Below are 18,613 nucleotides of genomic sequence, written 5' to 3' on the forward strand. Positions count from 1 at the left end.
ATCCCACCGAAGACGGGTCCGTGCACAGCCCCGCCGGCCAGCCCCTTCTGGTGGTCGGTGCCGGCCTGGCCGGCACTGAAGCGGCCTGGCAGATCGCCCAGGCCGGTCTGCCGGTGCGTCTGGTGGAGATGCGCCCCGTGCGGCGCTCCCCGGCCCACCACAGCGGCGAATTCGCCGAGCTGGTGTGCAGCAACAGCTTCGGGGCCCTCAGCAGCGACCGGGCCGCGGGCCTGCTGCAGGAGGAGCTGCGGCGGCTGGGCTCCCTGGTGATCACCACCGCCGACCAGCACGCCGTGCCCGCCGGCGGCGCCCTGGCGGTGGACCGGGGCCGCTACAGCGCCGCCCTCACCGCCGCCCTGGAGCAGCACCCGCTGGTGACGGTGGAACGGCGCGAGGAAACCGAGCTTCCCGGCCCAAGCCAGATCGCGGTGCTGGCCACCGGGCCCCTCACCAGCGAGCCGCTGGCGGAGCAGCTGAGGGCCTTCACCGGCCGGGCCGACTGCCACTTCTTCGATGCCGCCAGCCCGATCGTGGAGGGCGAGAGCATCGACCTCTCCGTGGCCTTCCGGGCGTCGCGCTACGACAAGGGCGACGCCGACTACATCAACTGCCCGATGGATCGGGAGCAGTACCTCGCCTTCCGTGAGGCGCTGCTGGCGGCCGAACAGGCCGAGCTCAAGGATTTCGAGACGGAGAGCGCCAGCTTCTTCGAGGGCTGCCTGCCGATCGAGGAACTGGCCCGCCGCGGCGAGGACACGATGCGCTACGGCCCCCTCAAGCCGATCGGTCTCTGGGATTCCCGCTGGGGCGATGTGAACGACCGTGAGGTGCGCCGCGCCAACCGTGCCTACGCCGTGGTGCAGCTGCGCCAGGAGGACAGGGACGGCCGCCTCTGGAACCTGGTGGGCTTCCAGACCAACCTCAGGTGGGGCGAGCAGAAGCGGGTGCTGCGGCTGATCCCGGGCCTGGAGAACGCCGAGTTCGTGCGCTTCGGCGTGATGCACCGCAACACCTTCCTGGAGGCGCCGCAGCTGCTCGATCCCACCCTGCAGTTCCGCCAGCGGCCCACGCTGCTGGCCGCCGGGCAGATCACCGGCACCGAGGGCTATGCGGCAGCGGTGGCCGGCGGCTGGCTGGCCGGCACCAACGCCGCCCGCCTGGCCCGCGGGCTGGAGCCCCTGGCTCTGCCGCCCACCACCATGATCGGCGCCCTCACCCACTTCATCGCCGAGGCCCCGAGCGGCAAGTTCCAGCCGATGCCGCCCAACTTCGGCCTGCTGCCGGAGCTGCCCGAGCGGATCAAGGGCAAACGCGAGCGCTACGGCGCCTACCGCGACCGGGCCCTGACGGCCCTCACGGCCTGGCGGGAGGAGCTGCTGCTCCCCAATGCGCTGACGGCCTGACCGGGTTGCCGGCCCTGCCGCCAGGACGCCCTGGGCTGAAGCGCCTGGAGCGCCGCTGGCTCACCCACGGCGGCGCTGCCCAAGCCCCCTAGCGTCTGTGCACCTCCAGCCCACCCCGGTGCCCCTCACACCCCCACCGACCACGGCGGCCCGCCCCGCCGTCGCCCCGCTCTCCTCCACCGCCGCGACCCCGACGGACTGGGACGTGGTTGTGATCGGTGCCGGCATCGGGGGTCTGGTGACCGCCAGCCAGCTGGCCGCCAAGGGGGCGAAGGTGCTGGTGCTGGAGCGCTACCTGATCCCGGGGGGCAGCGGCGGCAGCTTCCGGCGGCAGGGCTACACCTTCGATGTGGGCGCCTCGATGATCTTCGGCTTCGGCGAGGAGGGCCACACCAACCTGCTCACCCGCGCCCTGGCCGACGTGGGGGAGCACTGCGACACGATTCCGGATCCGGCCCAGCTGGCCTACCACCTGCCCGGCGGGCTGGAGGTGGCGGTGGACCGCGACTACGAGCGGTTCATCGCCGATCTCACCGCCCTCTTTCCCCATGAGGCCCGCGGCATCCGGGCGTTCTACGACACCTGCTGGCAGGTGTTCCGCTGCCTCGATGCGATGCCGCTGCTGTCGCTGGAGGATCCGGCCTACCTGGCCAAGGTGTTCTTCCGGGCGCCGCTGGCCTGCCTGGGCCTGGCCCGCTGGCTGCCGGTGAATGTGGGGGCCGTGGCCCGCCAGCACATCCGCGATGCGCAGCTGCTGAAGTTCATCGACATGGAGTGCTTCTGCTGGAGCGTGATGCCGGCCGATCGCACCCCGATGATCAACGCCGGCATGGTGTTCTCCGACCGCCATGCCGGCGGCATCAACTACCCGCGCGGGGGCGTGGGCACCATCGCCGAGAAACTGGTGGCGGGCCTGGAACGCCACGGGGGCAGCATCCGCTACCGGGCCCGGGTGAGCCGCGTGATCCTGGAGAACGGCCGGGCCGTGGGCGTGGAGCTGGCCAGCGGGGAGCAGATCCGGGCCAGGCGGGTGGTGAGCAACGCCACCCGCTGGGACACCTTCAGCGGCGAGGGCTCGCCGCGCTCCTCCCTGGTGGACGCCGCCCACACCCCCGCCGCCGAGGCCACCTGGCGACGCCGCTACCGGCCCTCCTCCTCGTTTCTCTCCCTGCACCTGGGCATCGACGCCGCCGTGGTGCCCGACGGCTTCCACTGCCACCACCTGCTGCTGGAGCGCTGGGAGGCGATGGAGGCGGAGCAGGGGGTGGTGTTCGTGTCGATGCCCACCCTGCTCGATCCCTCCCTGGCGCCCGAGGGCTGCCACATCCTGCACACCTTCACGCCCAGCGCCATCGAGGCCTGGAAGGATCTCGGCCCCAGTGCCTATGCCGCCAAGAAGGAGGCCGACGCGGCCCGGCTGATCCAGCGGCTGGAGGCCCTGCTGCCGGGACTGCAGGGGGCGATCCGCCACCGGGAGGTGGGCACCCCCCGCACCCATCGCCGCTTCCTCGGCCGCAGCGGGGGCAGCTACGGGCCGATCCCCGCGCTCAACCTGCCCGGACTGCTGCCGATGCCCTTCAACCGCACCGGCCTGCCGGGGCTGTACTGCGTGGGCGATTCCTGTTTCCCCGGCCAGGGCCTCAATGCCGTGGCGTTCAGCGGCTTCGCCTGCGCCCACCGCATCGGTGCCGATCTGGGGCTCAATGCCTGGGCGCTGCCCGCCTGAGAGCGCCGAAGCCCGTAGCGTTCACACCCACCCCGGCCGGCTTCATAACCTGAAACAACTCTGCAGCAACCGGATGGCCAGTGGTTCAGCGCACACGCCCCAGCCGAGCCGCCAGCCCAGCTCCCGGGAGCTGGCGCTGTACCTCGAGCAGCGGGGCGGGATCGGCAAGCCCTGGCTGCTGCAACTGCTGCGGATCACCAAGCTGAGGGAATCCAAGGACGACCTGCCGCCCGAGGAGTACCTCGAGCGACTCCAGGAGGCCCACGCCGACCTGATGCGGCTCGGCGAGTTCTGGAAGGGCCGCGAGCAGGAGGTGTTCGGCGGCAGCTACCAGCCCTCCACCGTGGTGGAACCGCTGCCCGGCACCCCCGAGGACCGCTGAGCAGCTCCCATGACACACTCGCCTGCCCCTGTCCCCCTGGCCGTTGGGGCCCCGGCTGACCAGGAGATCCGGCGCTACCCGATGGCCCCGCTGATCCGCGGCACCCTGCTGGCGCTCTATCTGGCCCTGGTGACTCCCCTGCCGGCCCTCGCGCCGGACGGCGCCAGCCGCCTGCTGCTGGCCGTGGCCCTGGTGGTGGGCCTGGTGTTCATGCTGGCCCTCACCAGTGAGCAGGTGCAAGTCGATCGCGAGGGGCTGCGGGTGTGTCACCCCGCCTGGTGCCGCTGGCTGCTGCGACGGGGCTGGAGCCTGCCATGGACCCGCATCAGCGGCCTCACCCCGGTGGCCACGAGCCAGGGGGGGCGGGTGTACTACGTGCGGGGGGAGGATGGATGCTCCTGGTTGCTGCCGCAGCGGGTGGCCCGCTTCGAGGATTTTCTGGGCCGCTTCGCCGCGGCCACCGGTCTGCCGGTGGAGGGAATCAGCAGGATCAGTCCGCCCTGGACCTATCAGCTGCTCGCAGGACTCACTGGCCTCATGCTCCTGCTGGAACTGGCGTGGACGGTGGGGGCGCTCAGGCCACTGAATTGATCGAGGTGCCGGGGCTGCCCAGGGGCAGCAGCTCGGCGCTGTCCGCAACCGCCTCGGGCAGGGTGTCCAGGCTGAAGCGGTAACCCTGCTGCCGCACCGTGTCGATGCCGCCCCCTTCGCCGAGGCCGGCCTGCTCCAGCTTGCGTCGCAGAGTGAGCACCTGGGTGTCCACGGAGCGGGGTCCGCCGCTGAAGGGAGGCCAGGCCATGCGCAGCAGTTCCTGGCGGCTGCGTACCACTCCAGGGGGCATCAGCAGGGCGCACAGGAGCGCGAACTCCCGTGGACTCAGCTCCACCGGCTGGTCCCGGAGGGTCACCTGCCGCAGCAGCAGGTGCACCTCCAGCGGGCCGACGCAGACCCGTTCCTGCAGACCGGTGGTGCTGCGCCGCAGCAGGGTGCGGCAGCGGGCGGCGAGCTCCTCGAGGCCGAAGGGTTTACGCAGCACGTCGTCCGCACCGGCATCCAGCAGGGTCACCACGGGTTCGGAACCGGCGCGGGCCGTGAGCACCATCACGGGGCAACGCAACTGGCTGGCCAGGCGCAGGGCACTGCTCTCATCCAGCAGCTCGGCGCTGATCAGCAGGTCGGGCGACTGGTCGCGGCAGACTTCCAGGGCCTCGGAAGCACTGGCCACGGCGGCGGCGAGATGACCGTCCTGGCGCAGACGCTGGGCCAGCACCGTGCGGAGGGTGGCGTGGGGATCCACCACCAACACTCGCTTGGCCAGGTCGGCGGCAGGCTGCGGCGATGGGGATGGTTGGGCTGGCACCGTGGCGTGGGGTGGCGTGGGTCGTGTCCCCGGATAGGTCCAAGGTAACGGCCCCGATGGGCAGCGACCGGTATCGACCGATGCGATCAGGTTCGCTACGGACAGTTTGACCGGCGGCCCGAGGGACCCGCCAGCAGGGAGCACCACCAGCCTGGGCTCACCCGGAAGCCTGGGGTTCGGTGTTCCGAGTTTGGTGTTCCGGGTCCGGTTTACGGGGTTCGGTTTACGGGGTTCGGTCGCCAGCGACGCGCTCTCCGGCCATCATGGCCAGAATGGAACCGAGGTACACCCTCCATCATGACCGCGCTCCAGCATCCCGACGCCATCCGGCATTTCCAGTCGCTCTGTGATGCCTGCCAGGAGCTGGCCCACCGGTATCACAGCCCGGCGGACATGCGCCTCTATGCCGATGGGTACCTGCATGCCCTGCGCCGCACGGCCGTGCTCGATCCCATCGCCCAGCGGCGACTCGAGGAGCTGGTGGAACGCTGGATCATGGATCCCTCCAGCTTCGTCGGGGCGAACGGCGACCCGCGCACCCTCTACGAGCGTGAAACGGGCCGGCACTGAGATCGCGGACGCACAGCCCGCCGCGGCGGACGCTCAGCTGGCGAGGGCAACCTCAAGCTGTTCCCGAAGTTCGCCGGAGTTATACATCTCGATCAGGATGTCGGAGCCGCCGATGAATTCCCCCTTCAGGTAGACCTGGGGAATCGTGGGCCACTCGGAGTATTCCTTGATGCCCTGGCGGATCTCCGGATCACTCAGCACATCAAAGGTGTCGAAGGGAACGCCCAGGGCGTTGAGAATCTGCACCACGTTGTTGGAGAAGCCGCACTGGGGCATGAGCTTGGTGCCCTTCATGAACACCATGATGGGGCTGGCTGCCACAAGGGAGTCGATGCGCTGCTTGACGGATGCGTCCATGGGATCAGCTGGGGGTTGAGGTTTGCAGGGCCAGGGCATGGATCGCCTCGCTGGCCAGTTCCTGGCGCAGGGCGCCGTACACGAGCTGGTGCTGCCGGATGCGGGTGAGACCGGCAAAGGCACTGGACACAACTTTCACCTGCAGATGATCACCACCACCGGTGAGATCCTCCACATCGATCAGAGCATCCGGCATGGCGCGCTGGATGGCGGCCTTGACCTGGTCAGATTGCACCATCGGGCTGTGAACGGGTCGGGCGGAATCTAGGGGCTGGAGGGGATCATGGGGTGCCAGCGGCCTGGCCGGCGGTGTAGGGGGTGGTGACGAAGCCGATTTCCAGGAGCATCTGGTACGCCTTGCGGCCCTCCTCGGTGGCCGGGGTCATCACCTTGACCACCTCCACCAGCAGGGGAACCGCGACTTCGGGCTCGTTCTGGCGGCGGAACAGGGCGGCCAGGCGCAGGTTGGTCTGGGCGAGGAGTTCGAGGGCCTGGCGACCCTTCTGATCCATTTCCCGCGGGATGCGGGCATCAAGACCCCGGAAGGAACCGCTCAGGTCGCGGTAGAAGCCCAGGAGGCGGCGGCAGTAGTCGCGGGCCAGGTCGAACTGGCGGCGGGCCTCGGCCAGGTTGCCGCTGGCGGCTGCGGCATCGCCCTGAGCCAGCAGGCGGCGGGCGGCATCGAGGCTGATGGGGCTCTGGGTGGCGGCCAGGGTGCGCTCCGGCTGCTGCTGCGCCAGGGCCGGAAGACAGACACCGGGGGCAAGCACAGCCAGAAGGGCCAGGGCGGTTCCGCCCAGTTGGCGGGAAGGCCTACGCACAGCAGATGACACCATGGGGGGAGACTCTAAAGGGGCTGCTCCGCGCGCTTTCGAGGGAGCTTCTCGATCGGACCAACACGACGGGGGGCTTACCCGGAGGGCGGCGGGATGCCGATGGCCGCGCTGGCCCGGGCCTCCAGCACCGTGAGGGCATCGGCCAGCTCCCGCGTGAAGGCCAGGGCCGCGTCCCTCCCCTCGCCCTGGATCCACATCGGGGGGCCGACATGAACGGCGGCCCTGGCGCAGGGCAGCGGCGAGGGGTGGCTGTAGGCCAGGCCGACCGGGACCACGGGCACCGACACCCCCCGTCCGGCGGCGAGCAGGGCCAGGCGGGCCAGGCCCTGGTGCAGGCGGATCGGCCCCGGCTCGCGGCGGATGCGCCCTTCCGGGAACACCACCAGCTGCTCGCCGGCGGCCAGCAGGTCAACGGCATACCGGAGGCTGGCCAGGGAGGGCCGCGTCTGGTTCACGGGGAAACAGCCGAGCCGCTGCAGGAACCAGCCCTGCAGGCCGCGCATCTCATCGATGGTGACCATGAAGCGGCAATCGCGGCCGGTGACACGGCGGCCGGCGGCGTGGGGCAACAGCAGGGCATCCCAGCGAGCCTTGTGGGTGGGGGCGAGCAGCACCGGACCCGCGCTGGGCAGATGGGGCCGGCCCTCCACCGTGATCGAGCGGAACCAGAGGGGCAGCACCAGGTCCTGGGTGGTGACCATGGCCACAGGGGCCAACCAGGGGCTGATGCCGCGGCACACCTGCGGCTCCCGCGAACTGGTGGCGACGCCGGACCTCCCTGACGCGCTGTCGCCGCCCGGGCCGGGTCTTCGGCCTTCGCCCTCCGCCTCCGGCTGGGCCATCGGCGCTGATCGCTCCCCGGTCAAAGTCATGGCCCGAACGCTACGGAGCCCGTGCGGCTTCCAGCCCCCGGAGCGGGCAGTTGGGCCTGCGGCCCACCGGGTTCGGCTCCATAGGATCCAGCTGGCCCTTCACACCCGCCATGGCGAGCCTCGGCGTCAACATCGATCACATCGCCAACGTGCGCCAGGCCCGCCGCACCGTGGAGCCCGATCCGGTGACCTACGCCCTGCTGGCGGAACTGGGCGGTGCCGACGGCATCACCGTGCATCTGCGCGAGGACCGCCGCCACATCCAGGACCGGGACGTGGAGCTGCTGCGGCAGACCGTGCGCAGCCGGCTCAACCTCGAGATGGCCGCCACCGCCGCGATGGAGGCGACCGCCCTGCGCCTGCACCCCGACATGGTGACCCTGGTGCCGGAGAAGCGCCAGGAGGTGACCACCGAAGGGGGCCTGGACGTGGCGGCCCAGACCGGCCCCCTCGGCGCGATGGTGGCTCGCCTGCAGGGGGAAGGGATCGGGGTGAGCCTGTTCGTCGATCCGGTTGCCGCCCAGCTCGAGGCCTGTCAGGCCACCGGGGCCCGCTGGGTGGAGCTGCACACCGGCGCCTACGCCGAAGCGGGCTGGCACGAGCAGCCCCGCGAACTGGCCAGGCTCTGTGAAGGCAGCTTCATCGCCCGCAGCCTCGGGCTGCGGGTCAACGCCGGCCACGGACTCACTTACCAGAACGTGGAGCCGGTGGCGGCGATCGAGGGGATGGAAGAACTCAACATCGGCCACACGATCGTGGCTCGGGCCCTTGCCGTGGGCCTGGAGCAGGCGGTGCGGGAGATGAAGGCGCTGGTTCAGAATCCCCGCCGCGACCCCCTGTTCGGCAGCCTGCAGCCATGACCACCTACCACTTCGTCGCCGCCAGCGAGCCGTTCCTCACCGTGGAGGAGCCGCTGGAGGAGGTGCTGCGGGAGCGGGTGCGCAACTACGGCGAGAAGGGCAAGGCGATCGACTTCTGGCTCGTGCGGCGGCCCGCCTTCCTCGAAGCTCCCGCCCTCGCCGCCGCCAGCGCTTCGGTGCCCCGGCCCGCCGCCGCTGTGGTCTCCACCGATGAGAAGTTCATCACCTTCCTGAAGCTGCGGCTGGAGTTCGTTCTGGTGGGCCAGTTCGAGAGCCCCAGCGAGGCCATCCCCGATCCGCTCGCCAGCCTCAGCTGAAGCCTCGACCCTGGCGGGGACACCGCTCAGAGACTCCACACATAGACAACGCTCAGAACAGGCCGAAGAACCGTTTGCGGCCGGTGTCCCCCTCGGCCTCCGGTTCGGGGGGCACCGGGCGTCCCTGGCCGCCGTCCTGCTGGTAGCGGGGCTTGTTGTCGCCGATGGTGAGCAGCGCCTCCTTGTTCTTCCACCAGATCCAGTCGCGGATCGGAGGGGTGTCGCGCAGCTGCTGGCGGGTGAGCCCGAGACCGAGCTTGGCCGAGGCATCCAGCAGCACATCCAGCATCTGCTCGCCATCGCTGCAGCGGGCCAGGGCCTCGTTGGTGCGTTGAGCGCCGTTGAGGGCCTTCACCAGGGCCTTGACCCGCTGGCCCACCGGCAGCGACTGCAGATCCATGGCGGCCACAGGCAGTGTGATGCGAACCGTACCAGCGCCGTCCCGGTGCGGGGGGAGACCCGCCCCTCCCCCGGGGGCTGACAATCCACCCCCCGCAAGGCAAGACTGGTTCCATCGCCCCGGATTGATGTCGTCCCCCTCAGCCCCTGCCCGCCACTGGGTCATCGGGGATGTTCACGGCTGTGCGGAAGCCCTGCAACAGCTGGTGAAGGAGCTGCCGAGCGGTGATCGACTCGTGCTCTGCGGCGACGTGATCAACCGGGGCCCCCAGATCGAGCGCAGCATGGAGCTGGCCTGGGCCCTGGTGTGCAGCGGGCGGGCCGTGTGGCTCCAGGGCAACCACGAGGCCGATCTGGTGAAGGCCCTGGGCCGGGGCGACTGGCAGGCCGAGCAGACCCTCGCCGGCTGCGACACCTACCGGCAACTGGGCGACCGCAGCTGCCGGCTGTGGCTCGATCGGCTGGCCTCGCTGCCCCTCACCTACGCCGGCGACGGCTGGGTGGCCACCCACGCCGGTTTCGATCCCACCACCTGGGAACCCTCGCTCACGGTGAGGATGCCGTTCTGGGAGGCCTACGACGGCCGCTTCGGCGACGTGATCGTCGCCCACACCCCCGGCCATGGGGTGCGCCGGCAGGCCCGGGGAAGGATCGTGCTGATCGACACCGGCGCCTGCTACGGGGGCCTGCTCTCGGCCTACTGCCCGGAAACCGGCTGCAGCCGCAGCGTGCCGGGGGCGCGCCCCTGGTTCATGCGGACGGGGCTCGGGAACGAAACCCGCGACGCCCTGCGTCAGGTCTGCCGCTCCTGAGCACGCCCGGTGCTCACGATCTACCGCAGCAACAACGCCGAGACCCTGGCCAGCCTCCTGGCCGCCCAGCTGCGCGAAACGCCGCCGCCCCCCTTCGAGCCGGTGGAGGTGGTGGTGAACACCTGGCCCACCAGCCGCTGGCTGGGAGAACAGCTGGCTGAACAACTCGGCGGCATCGCTGCCCACATCCGCTACCCCTTCCCCGGCAGCCAGCTGCGCAGGCTGGTGCAGGCGGTCCTGGGCGAGGAGAGCGGCGGCGGGCCCGACCCCTGGCGCGCCACCGAGCTGGTTTGGCCCGTGCTGGAGGTGCTGCCCGCGCTCGCGGCGCAGCCGGCGGCGGCCCCCCTCGCGCAATGGCTGATCCGCCGTGGCGGCTCCCCGCGGGAGCTGAATCTGGCCCGCTGGCAGCTGGGCCGCAGCATCGCCGATGCCCTCGACGACTACGCCCTTTACCGTCCCGATCTCCTGGAGCAGTGGTGGCAGGGGCGCGACGACGGCAGCGACTGGCAGGCCCTGCTGGTGCGGGAACTCCGCCAGCGGCTGGGGGAGAAACCCTTCGCGCTGAAGGTGCGGGAGGCCACCGCTCGACTGCGCGGGCACCAATGGCAACCGCCCGGCGACGGCCCCTGGCGCAGCGGACGGCTGCGGCTCTTCGGCCTCAGCAGCATGGCCCCGGTGCAGGTGGAACTGCTCCACGCCGTGAGCGCCCACCTGGCGGTGGACCTCTACCTGCTCACCCCCTGCCCCGACCTCTGGCAGCACTGCACCAACCGGCGCGCCGCCCTCAGTGACGCGGTGGCCCTGCGCCAGCCCCTCGGCAGCGACTGGCTCAGCCGGGCGGACGGCCTCGAGGCCCGCTTCGGCCGGCTCGGGGCGGAGTTCCAGCAGCTGCTGGAGGGAACCGGGGAGTGCCAGCTCGGCAGCAGTGCCTACGGCGATCTCTTCCTCGATCCCTGCACGCTCCAGCCCCACCAGGGTCCCGGCGACGCCTCCGGACGGCAGGGATCCCGGCAGCCCACGCTGCTGCGGCAACTGCAACGCCAGCTGGCGGAACCCGCCACCACCCCGGGCCTGCAGCGCACCCCCGGGGACAGCTCCCTGGAGTTCCATCCCTGCCCGGGGCGGTGGCGCCAGGTGGAGCTGGTGCGCGATCGCATCCTCCAGCTCCTGCACGACGACCCCACGCTCGAGCCTCGCGACGTGCTGGTGATGACGCCCCAGGTGGATGACTTCGCTCCGCTGGTGGCGGCGGTGTTCGGGGATCGCGATGCCACCGGAGTGGCCCTCGAGTGGCGGCTCACCGACCGCAGCCAGCAGAGCCAGGCCGGCCTCAGCCGCACCCTGCTGGCCCTGCTGCGGCAGGCGGGCGAGCGCCTCACGGCCTCCTCGCTGCAGGCGCTGCTCGAGAGTGCCCCGCTGGGGGAGCGCTTCCAGCTGGAGGGCGAGGCCGTCACCGCCCTGCACCGCACCCTGCAGCAGGCGGGCTTCCGCTGGGGCCTGGACGGCCAGGAACGGGGTGGCGAATGCACGGGCAGCCTGAGCTGGGCCATCGACCGGCTGCTGCTCGGCCTGGTGCTGCCCGAACAGCCCGGGCTGGCTCCAGCGGATACCGCCCCCTTCAGGGCTCCTGCCGATCTGGAGCAGGTGGGCCGCTGGCTGCATCTGCTGCAGCGCCTGCGGCACTGGCTGCAGCAGTGGCGGCAGCCGCGGCCCGGCCCCGCCTGGGACAGCAGCCTGAAAGCCGCCCTGGCCGATCTGTTCAGTGACACGGGCGAAACGAGCTGGGAGCTGCCCCAGCTGCTGGAGGCGATCGACGCCTGGCAGCAGGCGGCGGCGGGGTGTGAGCTGGAGCTGGCAGCCCCGGTGGTGGCAGCGGTGCTGGAGGAACGGCTGGCGGCGGATGCGGGGCGGTTCGGCCACCGCAGCGGCGCGCTCACCATCAGTGCCCTCGAGCCGATGCGGGCGATTCCCCACCGGGTGATCGTGCTGATGGGTCTGGATGCGGGCAGCTTTCCCCGCCAGCGGCAGCGGCCCGGCTTCCACCACCTGGAGCGGGCGCGGCAACTGGGCGACCCGAGCCCGGCCGATCAGGACCGCTACGCCCTGCTGGAGGCGGTGCTCTCAGCCCGCGACCACCTGCTGGTGACCTGGAACTGCCGGGATGAGCGCAACGGCGAACCGTTGCAGCCCGCCACTCCGGTGAGCCAGTGGATGGTGTGGCTCAGGCACCAGCTGGGGGAGCAGGCGGGCGAGCTGGAGGTGATCCATCCGGCCAATCCCCTGGATCGCCGCAACTTCCTTGCCTCCGCAGAGCGCCCCCCCGCCAGCTGTGATCGCCGCCTGCTGGCGGCCCGGCGTCGGCTGGACGCCGCCGGCAGCCGGCAACCGCCACGCCAGTTGGCGGCCACGGCGCCCCCCCCGGAGGGAGTGGCCGCCGGGCCGCAGCCGCCCGCGGACGAGGGATGCCCCAACGCGGCCTTCGAGGACCTGCGCCGCTGGGCGATGGAGCCCCAGGCGAGCTGGCTGCGGGGGCTTGGCCTGCAGCCCCGGGAATGGGCCGATCTGGTCGACGACCTCGACGCCGCCGCTCTGGATGAGCGCCAGCGCTCGCGGCTGCTGCGGGAGGCCCTGGGGAAGGCGCCGGACGCCAGCGGAACACCATCAACGCCGGTCGGCCTGGAGGAACCGCAGGCCTGGCTGCTGGGGCAGCGCGGCCGCAATCTGCTGCCCCCGGCGGCGGGCGGCATCCTCGAGGCCCGGCAGCTCTCCCGCCGCTGGAGCGATCTCCAGGCCGCTCTGGAGCGGCTCGGGCCCGCGCGGCAGGAACCAGCCCTGTGGGACCTGTGGGCGTCGACCCTGGCATGGCGTGGCGACACCCTGGTGCAGGTGCACCCCGCCAGGGCCCGCAGCCGCCACCGCCTGGATCTGTGGCTGCGGCTGCTGCTGGCGGCCGCCGCCGGTCAGGGACCGCAGGCAGGCGTGCTGGTGGCCCGCGGCGACAAGGGCTTCGGCGAACAGCTGCGGCTCCGCCCTCCCGACATCCCCGCTGCCCAGGCCGAGCTGCGGCGGCTGGCTGCCCTGCGGGAGCGCTGGCGTCAGCGCTGCTGGCCGGTGCCGCCCGACACCGGCTGGGCCCTGCTGACCAAGGGCAGAAGCGCCGCCATCGCCTGCTGGGAAGGCGGTTTCCAGCGCCCTGGTGAACGGGAGGAACCGGAGCAGGCCCTCTGCTTCGGCCCCGATCTTCCTGCGGCCCAACTGCTCCAGGACCCGCTGGAGTGCTGCGCCAACACCTTGATGGGCCCGCTGGTGGAGCAGCAGACATGACCGAACGCTTTGATGCCCACACCTTTCCGCTGGACCCGGGCCTGCGGCTGCTCGAGGCCAGTGCCGGCACGGGGAAAACCTTCTCCCTCGCCCATCTGGTGCTCCGCTACCTGAGCGAAGCCCAGGTGCCATGGCGCCAGCTGCTGGTGGTGACCTTCACCAATGCGGCGGCCGCTGAGCTGCGCGACAGGATCGGCCGGCGGCTGCAACAGGCCCTGATCGGCCTCGAGCAGGAGGCCCCTTCCCAGGGGTCACCGGACCCCAGCCTGGCAGCCTGGCTCCGCTGGGCACGGCCCCGGGCCGACCTGCTGCGGGCGCCGCTGCTGCTGGCGCTGGAGGAGCTGGACGGCGCGGACATCACCACCATCCATGGCTTCTGCCTGCGCACCCTGCAGCGCCAGGCCCTGGAGGCCGGCCACCCCCCCGAGCTGCAGCTCGAAACCGACGCCACCCCGCTGGTGCGCCAGGTGTGCCACGACTACTGGCGCCAGCAGGTGCTCGCCCTGCCCCTGCACCTGCTGGAGGGAGTGCAGACGTTCGTGAAGGGTCCGGAAGCGCTGGTGAGCGTGGTGCAGAGACTCGACGGCGATCCGGCGCTGGAGCTGGATCCGCTACCGGACGGCATGGGGGCCGACCACCCCCTGGCCCCGCAACTGCAGGCCCTGTGGGACCGCCGCTGGATGGAGTTTCGGCAGCTGTGGCAGCAGGGCGGCGAGGCCCTGGAGGCGGACCTGCGCTCCGCCGCCGGCCAGTGGCGCGCCCAGGGACACAGCAAGACGACCCCCTACAGCCCCAGGCCGCGGAAGGACCGCCACCAGGAGGTGACGGCCTGGATCGCAGGACAGGGCAGTGCGGGCAACTACGCCGCCACCCTCGGGCAGAAGGAGCTGGTGGACTACTTCCACCCCGGGGCCTTCCTGAAGGTGGCCCGACCGATCGAGGCTTCCGCCGCCGGCGACCGCGGCCTGGAGCCCAGCCTGCCCCAGCGCCCCCTGATGGAGGCGGTGGCTGCCCTGCGGGAGGGGCCGGCGGAGGCGCTCCTGCTGCATGCCGCCCACTGGGGGTGCCGCGAGCTGGCCCGCCGCCGCGAGCGCCAGGGACGCATGGGCTACGGCCAGCTGCTCCAGTGCCTCGATCCCGGCGACGACCCCAACGCGCCGTCTCCCCTGCTGGACGCGGTCGGGGAGCGCTACAGCGCCGTGCTGGTGGACGAGTTCCAGGACACCGACCCGATCCAGTGGCGGATCCTGTGCCGGGCATTCGATTCCCCGCGCCACCGGCTGGTGCTGGTGGGCGATCCCAAGCAGGCCATCTACCGCTTCCGCGGCGGCGACCTGGCCACCTACCGGCGGGCGTTCCAGGCCGCCGCGGCCGGAGGCGGCATCAGCCGGCTCGACACCAACTACCGCGCCACCGCTTCCCTGATCGCCGGCCTCAACACCCTGATGGCAGCGGGCCTGGGCCGCTCCGGCCTGGAGGTGCCGCCGGTGCGGCCCAGGCCCTCCCCCCCAGCCGAGGGCGGCACCGACGCAGGACGCGGAGGCCCGCCCCTGGCCCTGCTGTGGCTGGGGGGCAACCGCCAGGCCGGTGAAGCCGCCACCACCGCCACGGCGCTGGAGCAGGAGCTGCCCGGCCGGATCGCCAGCCAGGTGGCCGCCGAGATCCGGGCCGGCGAGGCCCCGGGCGATCTCTGCCTGCTGGTGAACACCCATCACCAGGCCGGGCAGCTGCGGATGGCCCTGGCCCGCGCCGGCATCGCCAGCCGGCTGGTGAGCAACGGGGATGTGTTCGCCAGCCCTGGCGCCACGGCCCTGCAGCGGCTGCTGGATGGCCTGGCCCATCCCGGCGATCCGCGCCGGCTGCGGCTGCTGGCGGCTTCACCCCTGCTGGGCTGGAGCGCCGCCGCCGTCGCTGCCGCCACCCCGGAGCAGTGGAATCAGCTCAGCGAGACCCTGCTGCGGGGCCGTGACGGGCTGGCCTCCCAGGGGCTGCTGGGGGTGCTGGCGGCACTGCTGGACGAGGAGGGGCTGGCGCGGCTGGGCCGGGGCGGACGCCTGCTGGCGGATCTCCACCAGTGCGCCACGCTGCTTCAGGAACGGATCCACAGCGACCAGCTGGGGGCGGCCGCGGCCGCGGAGTGGCTGCGGCAGCGGCGCCTGGCGCCGGACCCCTCCCCCCCCGAGAGCCACCAGCCCAACAGCGACGTGGAGGATGAGGCGGTGTGGGTGGTGACGGTGCACCGCAGCAAGGGCCTCGAGTATCCGGTGGTGATCTGCCCCTACCTGTGGAAAGCCCCCAACCCCAGCCCACCGGGGCCCGGCCTGCGCTGGCATCCCCCGGATCGCCCCGGACCGGTGCTCGACCTGCACCTCAGCAGCCGCTGGGGCCGGGGCCATCAGGCGCTGGTGCAGCACCGGGCCGCCGACCTCCAGGAGGCGGAGCGGCGGGCCTACGTGGCCTGCACCCGCGCCCGACGGCGCCTGCTGCTGGCATGGGGGCCTGTGAAGGGGCAGGCGGGAAACCCCCTGCACCCCTGGCTGCTGGGCCAGGCTCCGCCGCCGGACCCCGACGACGATCCCTATCTGGCCCAGGGGGATGACGAGCTGCGCCAGACCCTGGAGCGGGAGATCGCCGCCCGGGAGGTGCCGATGACCCTGGTCGCGCTGCCCGAGGCCGGCGCCCCACCGCCGGCCATCCCCCCAGCCACGGCCCAGGGGCCGCTGGAGCTGGGCCCGGTGCCGGTGCGCCGCCTCGATCTCGGCTGGGGCCGCAGCAGCTACACGAGCTGGACCCGGGGCAGCCACGCCGCAGCGCCCCAGGCCCTGGAGGAGGGCCGGGAAACCGACGCCCTGGTGCGCGAGCCCGAGCTGGAGGCACCGGAGCAGGAGCTCTGGCCCGGGGAGAGTCCGCTGGCAGCCTTCCCGCGGGGATCCCAGGCCGGCGACTGCCTGCACCGGATCCTGGAGACCCTCGACTACCAGCAACCCGCCGCCATGCAGGCCGATCCTGTGCTGCGGGAGCTCGGCCGCAGCGGCATCGCCAGCGATCACCTGGAGGCCGTGCTGACGGGGCTCGAGCGGCTGCGGCTGAGCCCGATGGGCGGCCCCCTGGGCAGCTTCCGTCTGGCCGGGCTGGCCCGCGACGCCCGCATCAACGAGATGAACTTCGATCTCACCCTGGGGCCGGTGGACAGCGACGCCCTGGCCCGCCCCTTCCGGGAGCACCCGGGCGGCAGCTTCGGGGCCACCTACGCCAGCCAGCTTGCGACCCTCCCCATACGGGGCCGCGGCTTCCTCACCGGCTCGATCGATCTGGTGTTCTGCCATCGGGGCCGCTGGTGGGTGGCCGACTGGAAGAGCAACTGGCTGGGCGAACGGGGGGCCGACGGCCAGCCCTGCCGCTGCGGACCGCGGCATTACGGGCCGGAGGCCCTCACGGCCCTGATGGCAGCGAACCACTACCCCCTCCAGGCCCACCTCTACCTGGTGGCCCTGCACCGCTACCTGCGCTGGCGTCTGGGCGGCTACGACCCCGCCCGCCACCTGGGCGGCTACGCCTACGTGTTCCTGCGCGGCGTTGCGGAGGCCTCGGACACGCTGCTGGAGGGGGCCGAGGCCGGTGCCCCGCTGCCGGGGCTGGCCGTGGAATGCCCACCGCTGGAACGCCTGCTCGCCCTGGACATGGCCCTGGATCCGGGCCTGGGCCAGGCCCGGGGGACCGCCGCATGACGGCACCCACCTCAGCGCCGACTCCGGCCGCGACTCCGGCACCAGCCCAGGCGCCGCAGACTCCAGCCTGGCTGGACGCCCTCACGGGCGGACTGGTGGAAGCCCTGCCGCGGCTGCATGGCTGCCCCCCCGATCCCGCCATCGAGGCGACGCTCGCCGCCATGGCCCACCTGCTGGCCGCCGGTGAGCTGGAACTGGTGCTGCCCGACCCGCAGCAGCGGGAGCAGCTGGCCGCGTCCCCGCTGTGCAGCGGGCCATGGAGTCCGCTGGTGCTCGAGGGTGACCGGCTGCTGTGGCGGCGCTGGTTCCAGCAGCGGGAGGCGGTGCTGGAGGCCCTGTGCCAGCGGGCCGGACCAGCCCGCTGGCAGCCCTGCGGCCTCGAGGAGGCCAGGCAAAGGGCTGCCGCCCAGGGTGAGGGCCTGGATGCTGACCAGCGGGGGGCCGTGGCCGCGGCGCTGCACTACGGGCTGGTGCTGCTGCAGGGCGGACCGGGCACCGGCAAGACCAGCACCGTGGCCCGCATGCTGGCAGCCCTGCGCGCTCACGCTCCCGCAGCCCGCATGCAGCTGGCGGCACCCACCGGCAAGGCGGCGGCACGGCTGCGTGCCGCCCTTGCCGGCGCCCGGGGCGGCTCCGCCATGGCCTGCAGCACGCTCCACCGGCTGCTGGAGAGCCAGGGAGAGCGTTTCGGACGCCACCGCCACCACCCGCTCGATCTCGACCTGCTGGTGATCGACGAGGTGTCGATGGTGGATCTGGAGCTGATGGGCGCCGTGCTGGAGGCCCTGCCGTCCAGCTGCCGCCTGGTGCTGGTGGGCGATGCCGCCCAGCTCCCACCAGTGCGGCCGGGAGCTGTGCTGCTGGAGCTGCAGACCCCTCGGCGGCGTGAGGCTCTGGGTGGGGCCGTGGTGGAGCTGCACACCACTTACCGCAACAACGGCGCCATCGCCCAGGTGGCGGACCAGCTGCGGTGGCAGGGAGCGGCAGCGGCAGACGCCGAGCCTTCCGGCAGCTGGCGCGCCCTGTGCCCCACCCTGGAGCGGCTGCCGGCCACGGCCAACCTGCACTGGCTGCCGGCCTCGCCCCTCCACCTGCCCCCCGCCCTGCTGGAACGGCTGCGGCGGCACCAGCGGGCGCTGCAGCGCCAGGCCCAGGCCCTGGAGAGCGGCGACCATGCCGCGGCCAGGGCCCTGCTGAAACAGCTTGATGCCCTGCTGGTGCTGAGCCCCGCGCGGCGGGGGCGCTGGGGGGTGGAGGCGGTGCACCGGGCCTTGCTGGGCGAAGCGCTCGAGCAGCCGATCCAGGCCTGGCCGGCCGGCACCCCGGTGCTCTGCCAGCGCAATCTCCCTGCCCCGGGGCTGGCCAACGGGGATGTGGGCATCGTGGTGGACGCGGCCGGGACAGCCGGGGCCTCCCACGGACAGGCCAGCGCCGGGCGGCGGCTGCTCTTCGCCCCGGGGGGCGGCAGTGAGCTCCTGTGGCTGCACCCGGCCCAGCTGCCCGATCCCCAGCCGGCCTTGGCTCTCACGGTGCACAAGGCCCAGGGCAGCGAAGCCGAGGAGGTGTGGGTGCTGATCCCCGACAGCGGCCGTCCCACGGACCGGCTGCTCTACACCGCGCTGACCCGGGCGCGGCAGCAGGCCCACCTGATCACCCCGCCGCCCTGA

At 72.4% G+C, this 18,613-nt stretch carries 17 protein-coding genes; 11 read left to right on the forward strand and 6 right to left on the reverse strand.

Going from position 1 to position 18,613, the window contains the following annotated elements; genetic code table 11:
* The first annotated feature begins 20 nt into the window (after positions 1-20).
* The 4 genes from trmFO to CBM981_RS05265 all read left to right on the forward strand — a co-directional run bounded on the left by trmFO (position 21) and on the right by CBM981_RS05265 (position 4,102).
* Positions 21-1,403, forward strand: a complete 1,383-nt coding sequence (trmFO, locus tag CBM981_RS05250; protein WP_172820931.1) for an FADH(2)-oxidizing methylenetetrahydrofolate--tRNA-(uracil(54)-C(5))-methyltransferase TrmFO — start codon at positions 21-23, stop codon at positions 1,401-1,403.
* Between the two features lie 205 nt (positions 1,404-1,608).
* Positions 1,609-3,129, forward strand: a complete 1,521-nt coding sequence (crtH, locus tag CBM981_RS05255; RefSeq protein ID WP_087069214.1) for a carotenoid isomerase — start codon at positions 1,609-1,611, stop codon at positions 3,127-3,129.
* Positions 3,130-3,202: 73 nt separating this feature from the next.
* Entirely contained in the window at positions 3,203-3,511 is a 309-nt protein-coding gene (locus tag CBM981_RS05260; protein ID WP_087067557.1) for a hypothetical protein, read from the forward strand.
* A 9-nt stretch (positions 3,512-3,520) separates the two neighbouring features.
* Positions 3,521-4,102, forward strand: coding sequence for a hypothetical protein (locus tag CBM981_RS05265; protein ID WP_225867547.1), 582 nt, complete (start codon positions 3,521-3,523; stop codon positions 4,100-4,102).
* On the opposite strand, the gene CBM981_RS05270 is transcribed toward CBM981_RS05265, so the two are convergent.
* The gene (locus CBM981_RS05270; protein ID WP_087067559.1) at positions 4,086-4,871 is read right to left on the reverse strand and encodes a response regulator transcription factor; all 786 of its coding nucleotides are present in this window, start codon (positions 4,869-4,871) and stop codon (positions 4,086-4,088) included. The two genes, CBM981_RS05265 and CBM981_RS05270, sit on opposite strands and share 17 nt — an antisense overlap.
* A 297-nt stretch (positions 4,872-5,168) precedes the next feature.
* Between CBM981_RS05270 and CBM981_RS05275 the strand changes: the two genes are divergently transcribed.
* Positions 5,169-5,441, forward strand: a complete 273-nt coding sequence (locus CBM981_RS05275) for a DUF6761 family protein (protein WP_087067560.1) — start codon at positions 5,169-5,171, stop codon at positions 5,439-5,441.
* 33 nt (positions 5,442-5,474) lie between these two features.
* On the opposite strand, the gene grxD is transcribed toward CBM981_RS05275, so the two are convergent.
* The 4 genes from grxD to CBM981_RS05295 form a co-directional block, all read right to left on the reverse strand.
* A complete protein-coding gene (gene grxD, locus CBM981_RS05280; protein ID WP_087067561.1) occupies positions 5,475-5,798 on the reverse strand; it encodes a Grx4 family monothiol glutaredoxin in 324 nt (107 codons plus the stop codon).
* 4 nt (positions 5,799-5,802) lie between these two features.
* Complete coding sequence (locus CBM981_RS05285) at positions 5,803-6,036, reverse strand: BolA family protein (protein ID WP_087067562.1); 234 nt, start codon at positions 6,034-6,036, stop codon at positions 5,803-5,805.
* A 43-nt stretch (positions 6,037-6,079) separates the two neighbouring features.
* Positions 6,080-6,634, reverse strand: a complete 555-nt coding sequence (locus CBM981_RS05290; protein ID WP_172820822.1) for a hypothetical protein — start codon at positions 6,632-6,634, stop codon at positions 6,080-6,082.
* A 74-nt stretch (positions 6,635-6,708) separates the two neighbouring features.
* Positions 6,709-7,506, reverse strand: a complete 798-nt coding sequence (locus CBM981_RS05295; RefSeq protein ID WP_087067564.1) for a 1-acyl-sn-glycerol-3-phosphate acyltransferase — start codon at positions 7,504-7,506, stop codon at positions 6,709-6,711.
* A 110-nt stretch (positions 7,507-7,616) separates the two neighbouring features.
* Between CBM981_RS05295 and CBM981_RS05300 the strand changes: the two genes are divergently transcribed.
* Entirely contained in the window at positions 7,617-8,366 is a 750-nt protein-coding gene (locus CBM981_RS05300; RefSeq protein WP_087067565.1) for a pyridoxine 5'-phosphate synthase, read from the forward strand.
* Entirely contained in the window at positions 8,363-8,683 is a 321-nt protein-coding gene (locus CBM981_RS05305) for an MgPME-cyclase complex family protein (RefSeq protein ID WP_087067566.1), read from the forward strand. Before CBM981_RS05300 ends, CBM981_RS05305 begins: the two co-directional genes overlap by 4 nt.
* Before the next feature lie 52 nt (positions 8,684-8,735).
* Here CBM981_RS05305 and CBM981_RS05310 read toward each other — a convergent pair whose 3' ends face one another.
* Positions 8,736-9,083 (reverse strand): hypothetical protein, encoded by a 348-nt coding sequence (locus CBM981_RS05310; RefSeq protein WP_087067567.1) that lies wholly within the window; start codon positions 9,081-9,083, stop codon positions 8,736-8,738.
* A gap of 127 nt (positions 9,084-9,210) precedes the next feature.
* Between CBM981_RS05310 and CBM981_RS05315 the strand changes: the two genes are divergently transcribed.
* The 4 genes from CBM981_RS05315 to CBM981_RS05330 are packed head-to-tail and all read left to right on the forward strand — an operon-like array spanning position 9,211 to position 18,613.
* On the forward strand, positions 9,211-9,894 hold the full coding sequence (locus CBM981_RS05315; protein ID WP_087067568.1) for a metallophosphoesterase: 684 nt from the start codon (positions 9,211-9,213) through the stop codon (positions 9,892-9,894).
* 9 nt (positions 9,895-9,903) lie between these two features.
* Complete coding sequence (locus CBM981_RS05320) at positions 9,904-13,218, forward strand: exodeoxyribonuclease V subunit gamma (RefSeq protein WP_087067569.1); 3,315 nt, start codon at positions 9,904-9,906, stop codon at positions 13,216-13,218.
* Entirely contained in the window at positions 13,215-16,946 is a 3,732-nt protein-coding gene (locus CBM981_RS05325; RefSeq protein ID WP_087067570.1) for a UvrD-helicase domain-containing protein, read from the forward strand. Before CBM981_RS05320 ends, CBM981_RS05325 begins: the two co-directional genes overlap by 4 nt.
* On the forward strand, positions 16,943-18,613 hold the full coding sequence (locus CBM981_RS05330) for an ATP-dependent RecD-like DNA helicase (RefSeq protein ID WP_172820823.1): 1,671 nt from the start codon (positions 16,943-16,945) through the stop codon (positions 18,611-18,613). The genes CBM981_RS05325 and CBM981_RS05330 overlap by 4 nt, the downstream gene beginning before the upstream one ends.

The organism is Cyanobium sp. NIES-981 (assembly GCF_900088535.1).
In the GTDB taxonomy this organism is placed as follows: Bacteria; Cyanobacteriota; Cyanobacteriia; order PCC-6307; family Cyanobiaceae; genus NIES-981.

Bases quoted from the DNA above. Each gene is read 5' to 3' on its own strand.
- CBM981_RS05260 (WP_087067557.1), top strand. From the start codon at position 3,203: ATGGCCAGTGGTTCAGCGCACACGCCCCAGCCGAGCCGCCAGCCCAGC.
- CBM981_RS05265 (WP_225867547.1), top strand. From the start codon at position 3,521: ATGACACACTCGCCTGCCCCTGTCCCCCTGGCCGTTGGGGCCCCGGCT.
- CBM981_RS05275 (WP_087067560.1), top strand. From the start codon at position 5,169: ATGACCGCGCTCCAGCATCCCGACGCCATCCGGCATTTCCAGTCGCTC.
- grxD (WP_087067561.1), bottom strand. From the start codon at position 5,798: ATGGACGCATCCGTCAAGCAGCGCATCGACTCCCTTGTGGCAGCCAGC.
- CBM981_RS05285 (WP_087067562.1), bottom strand. From the start codon at position 6,036: ATGGTGCAATCTGACCAGGTCAAGGCCGCCATCCAGCGCGCCATGCCG.
- CBM981_RS05290 (WP_172820822.1), bottom strand. From the start codon at position 6,634: ATGGTGTCATCTGCTGTGCGTAGGCCTTCCCGCCAACTGGGCGGAACC.
- CBM981_RS05295 (WP_087067564.1), bottom strand. From the start codon at position 7,506: ATGACTTTGACCGGGGAGCGATCAGCGCCGATGGCCCAGCCGGAGGCG.
- CBM981_RS05300 (WP_087067565.1), top strand. From the start codon at position 7,617: ATGGCGAGCCTCGGCGTCAACATCGATCACATCGCCAACGTGCGCCAG.
- CBM981_RS05305 (WP_087067566.1), top strand. From the start codon at position 8,363: ATGACCACCTACCACTTCGTCGCCGCCAGCGAGCCGTTCCTCACCGTG.
- CBM981_RS05310 (WP_087067567.1), bottom strand. From the start codon at position 9,083: ATGGATCTGCAGTCGCTGCCGGTGGGCCAGCGGGTCAAGGCCCTGGTG.
- CBM981_RS05315 (WP_087067568.1), top strand. From the start codon at position 9,211: ATGTCGTCCCCCTCAGCCCCTGCCCGCCACTGGGTCATCGGGGATGTT.
- CBM981_RS05325 (WP_087067570.1), top strand. From the start codon at position 13,215: ATGACCGAACGCTTTGATGCCCACACCTTTCCGCTGGACCCGGGCCTG.
- CBM981_RS05330 (WP_172820823.1), top strand. From the start codon at position 16,943: ATGACGGCACCCACCTCAGCGCCGACTCCGGCCGCGACTCCGGCACCA.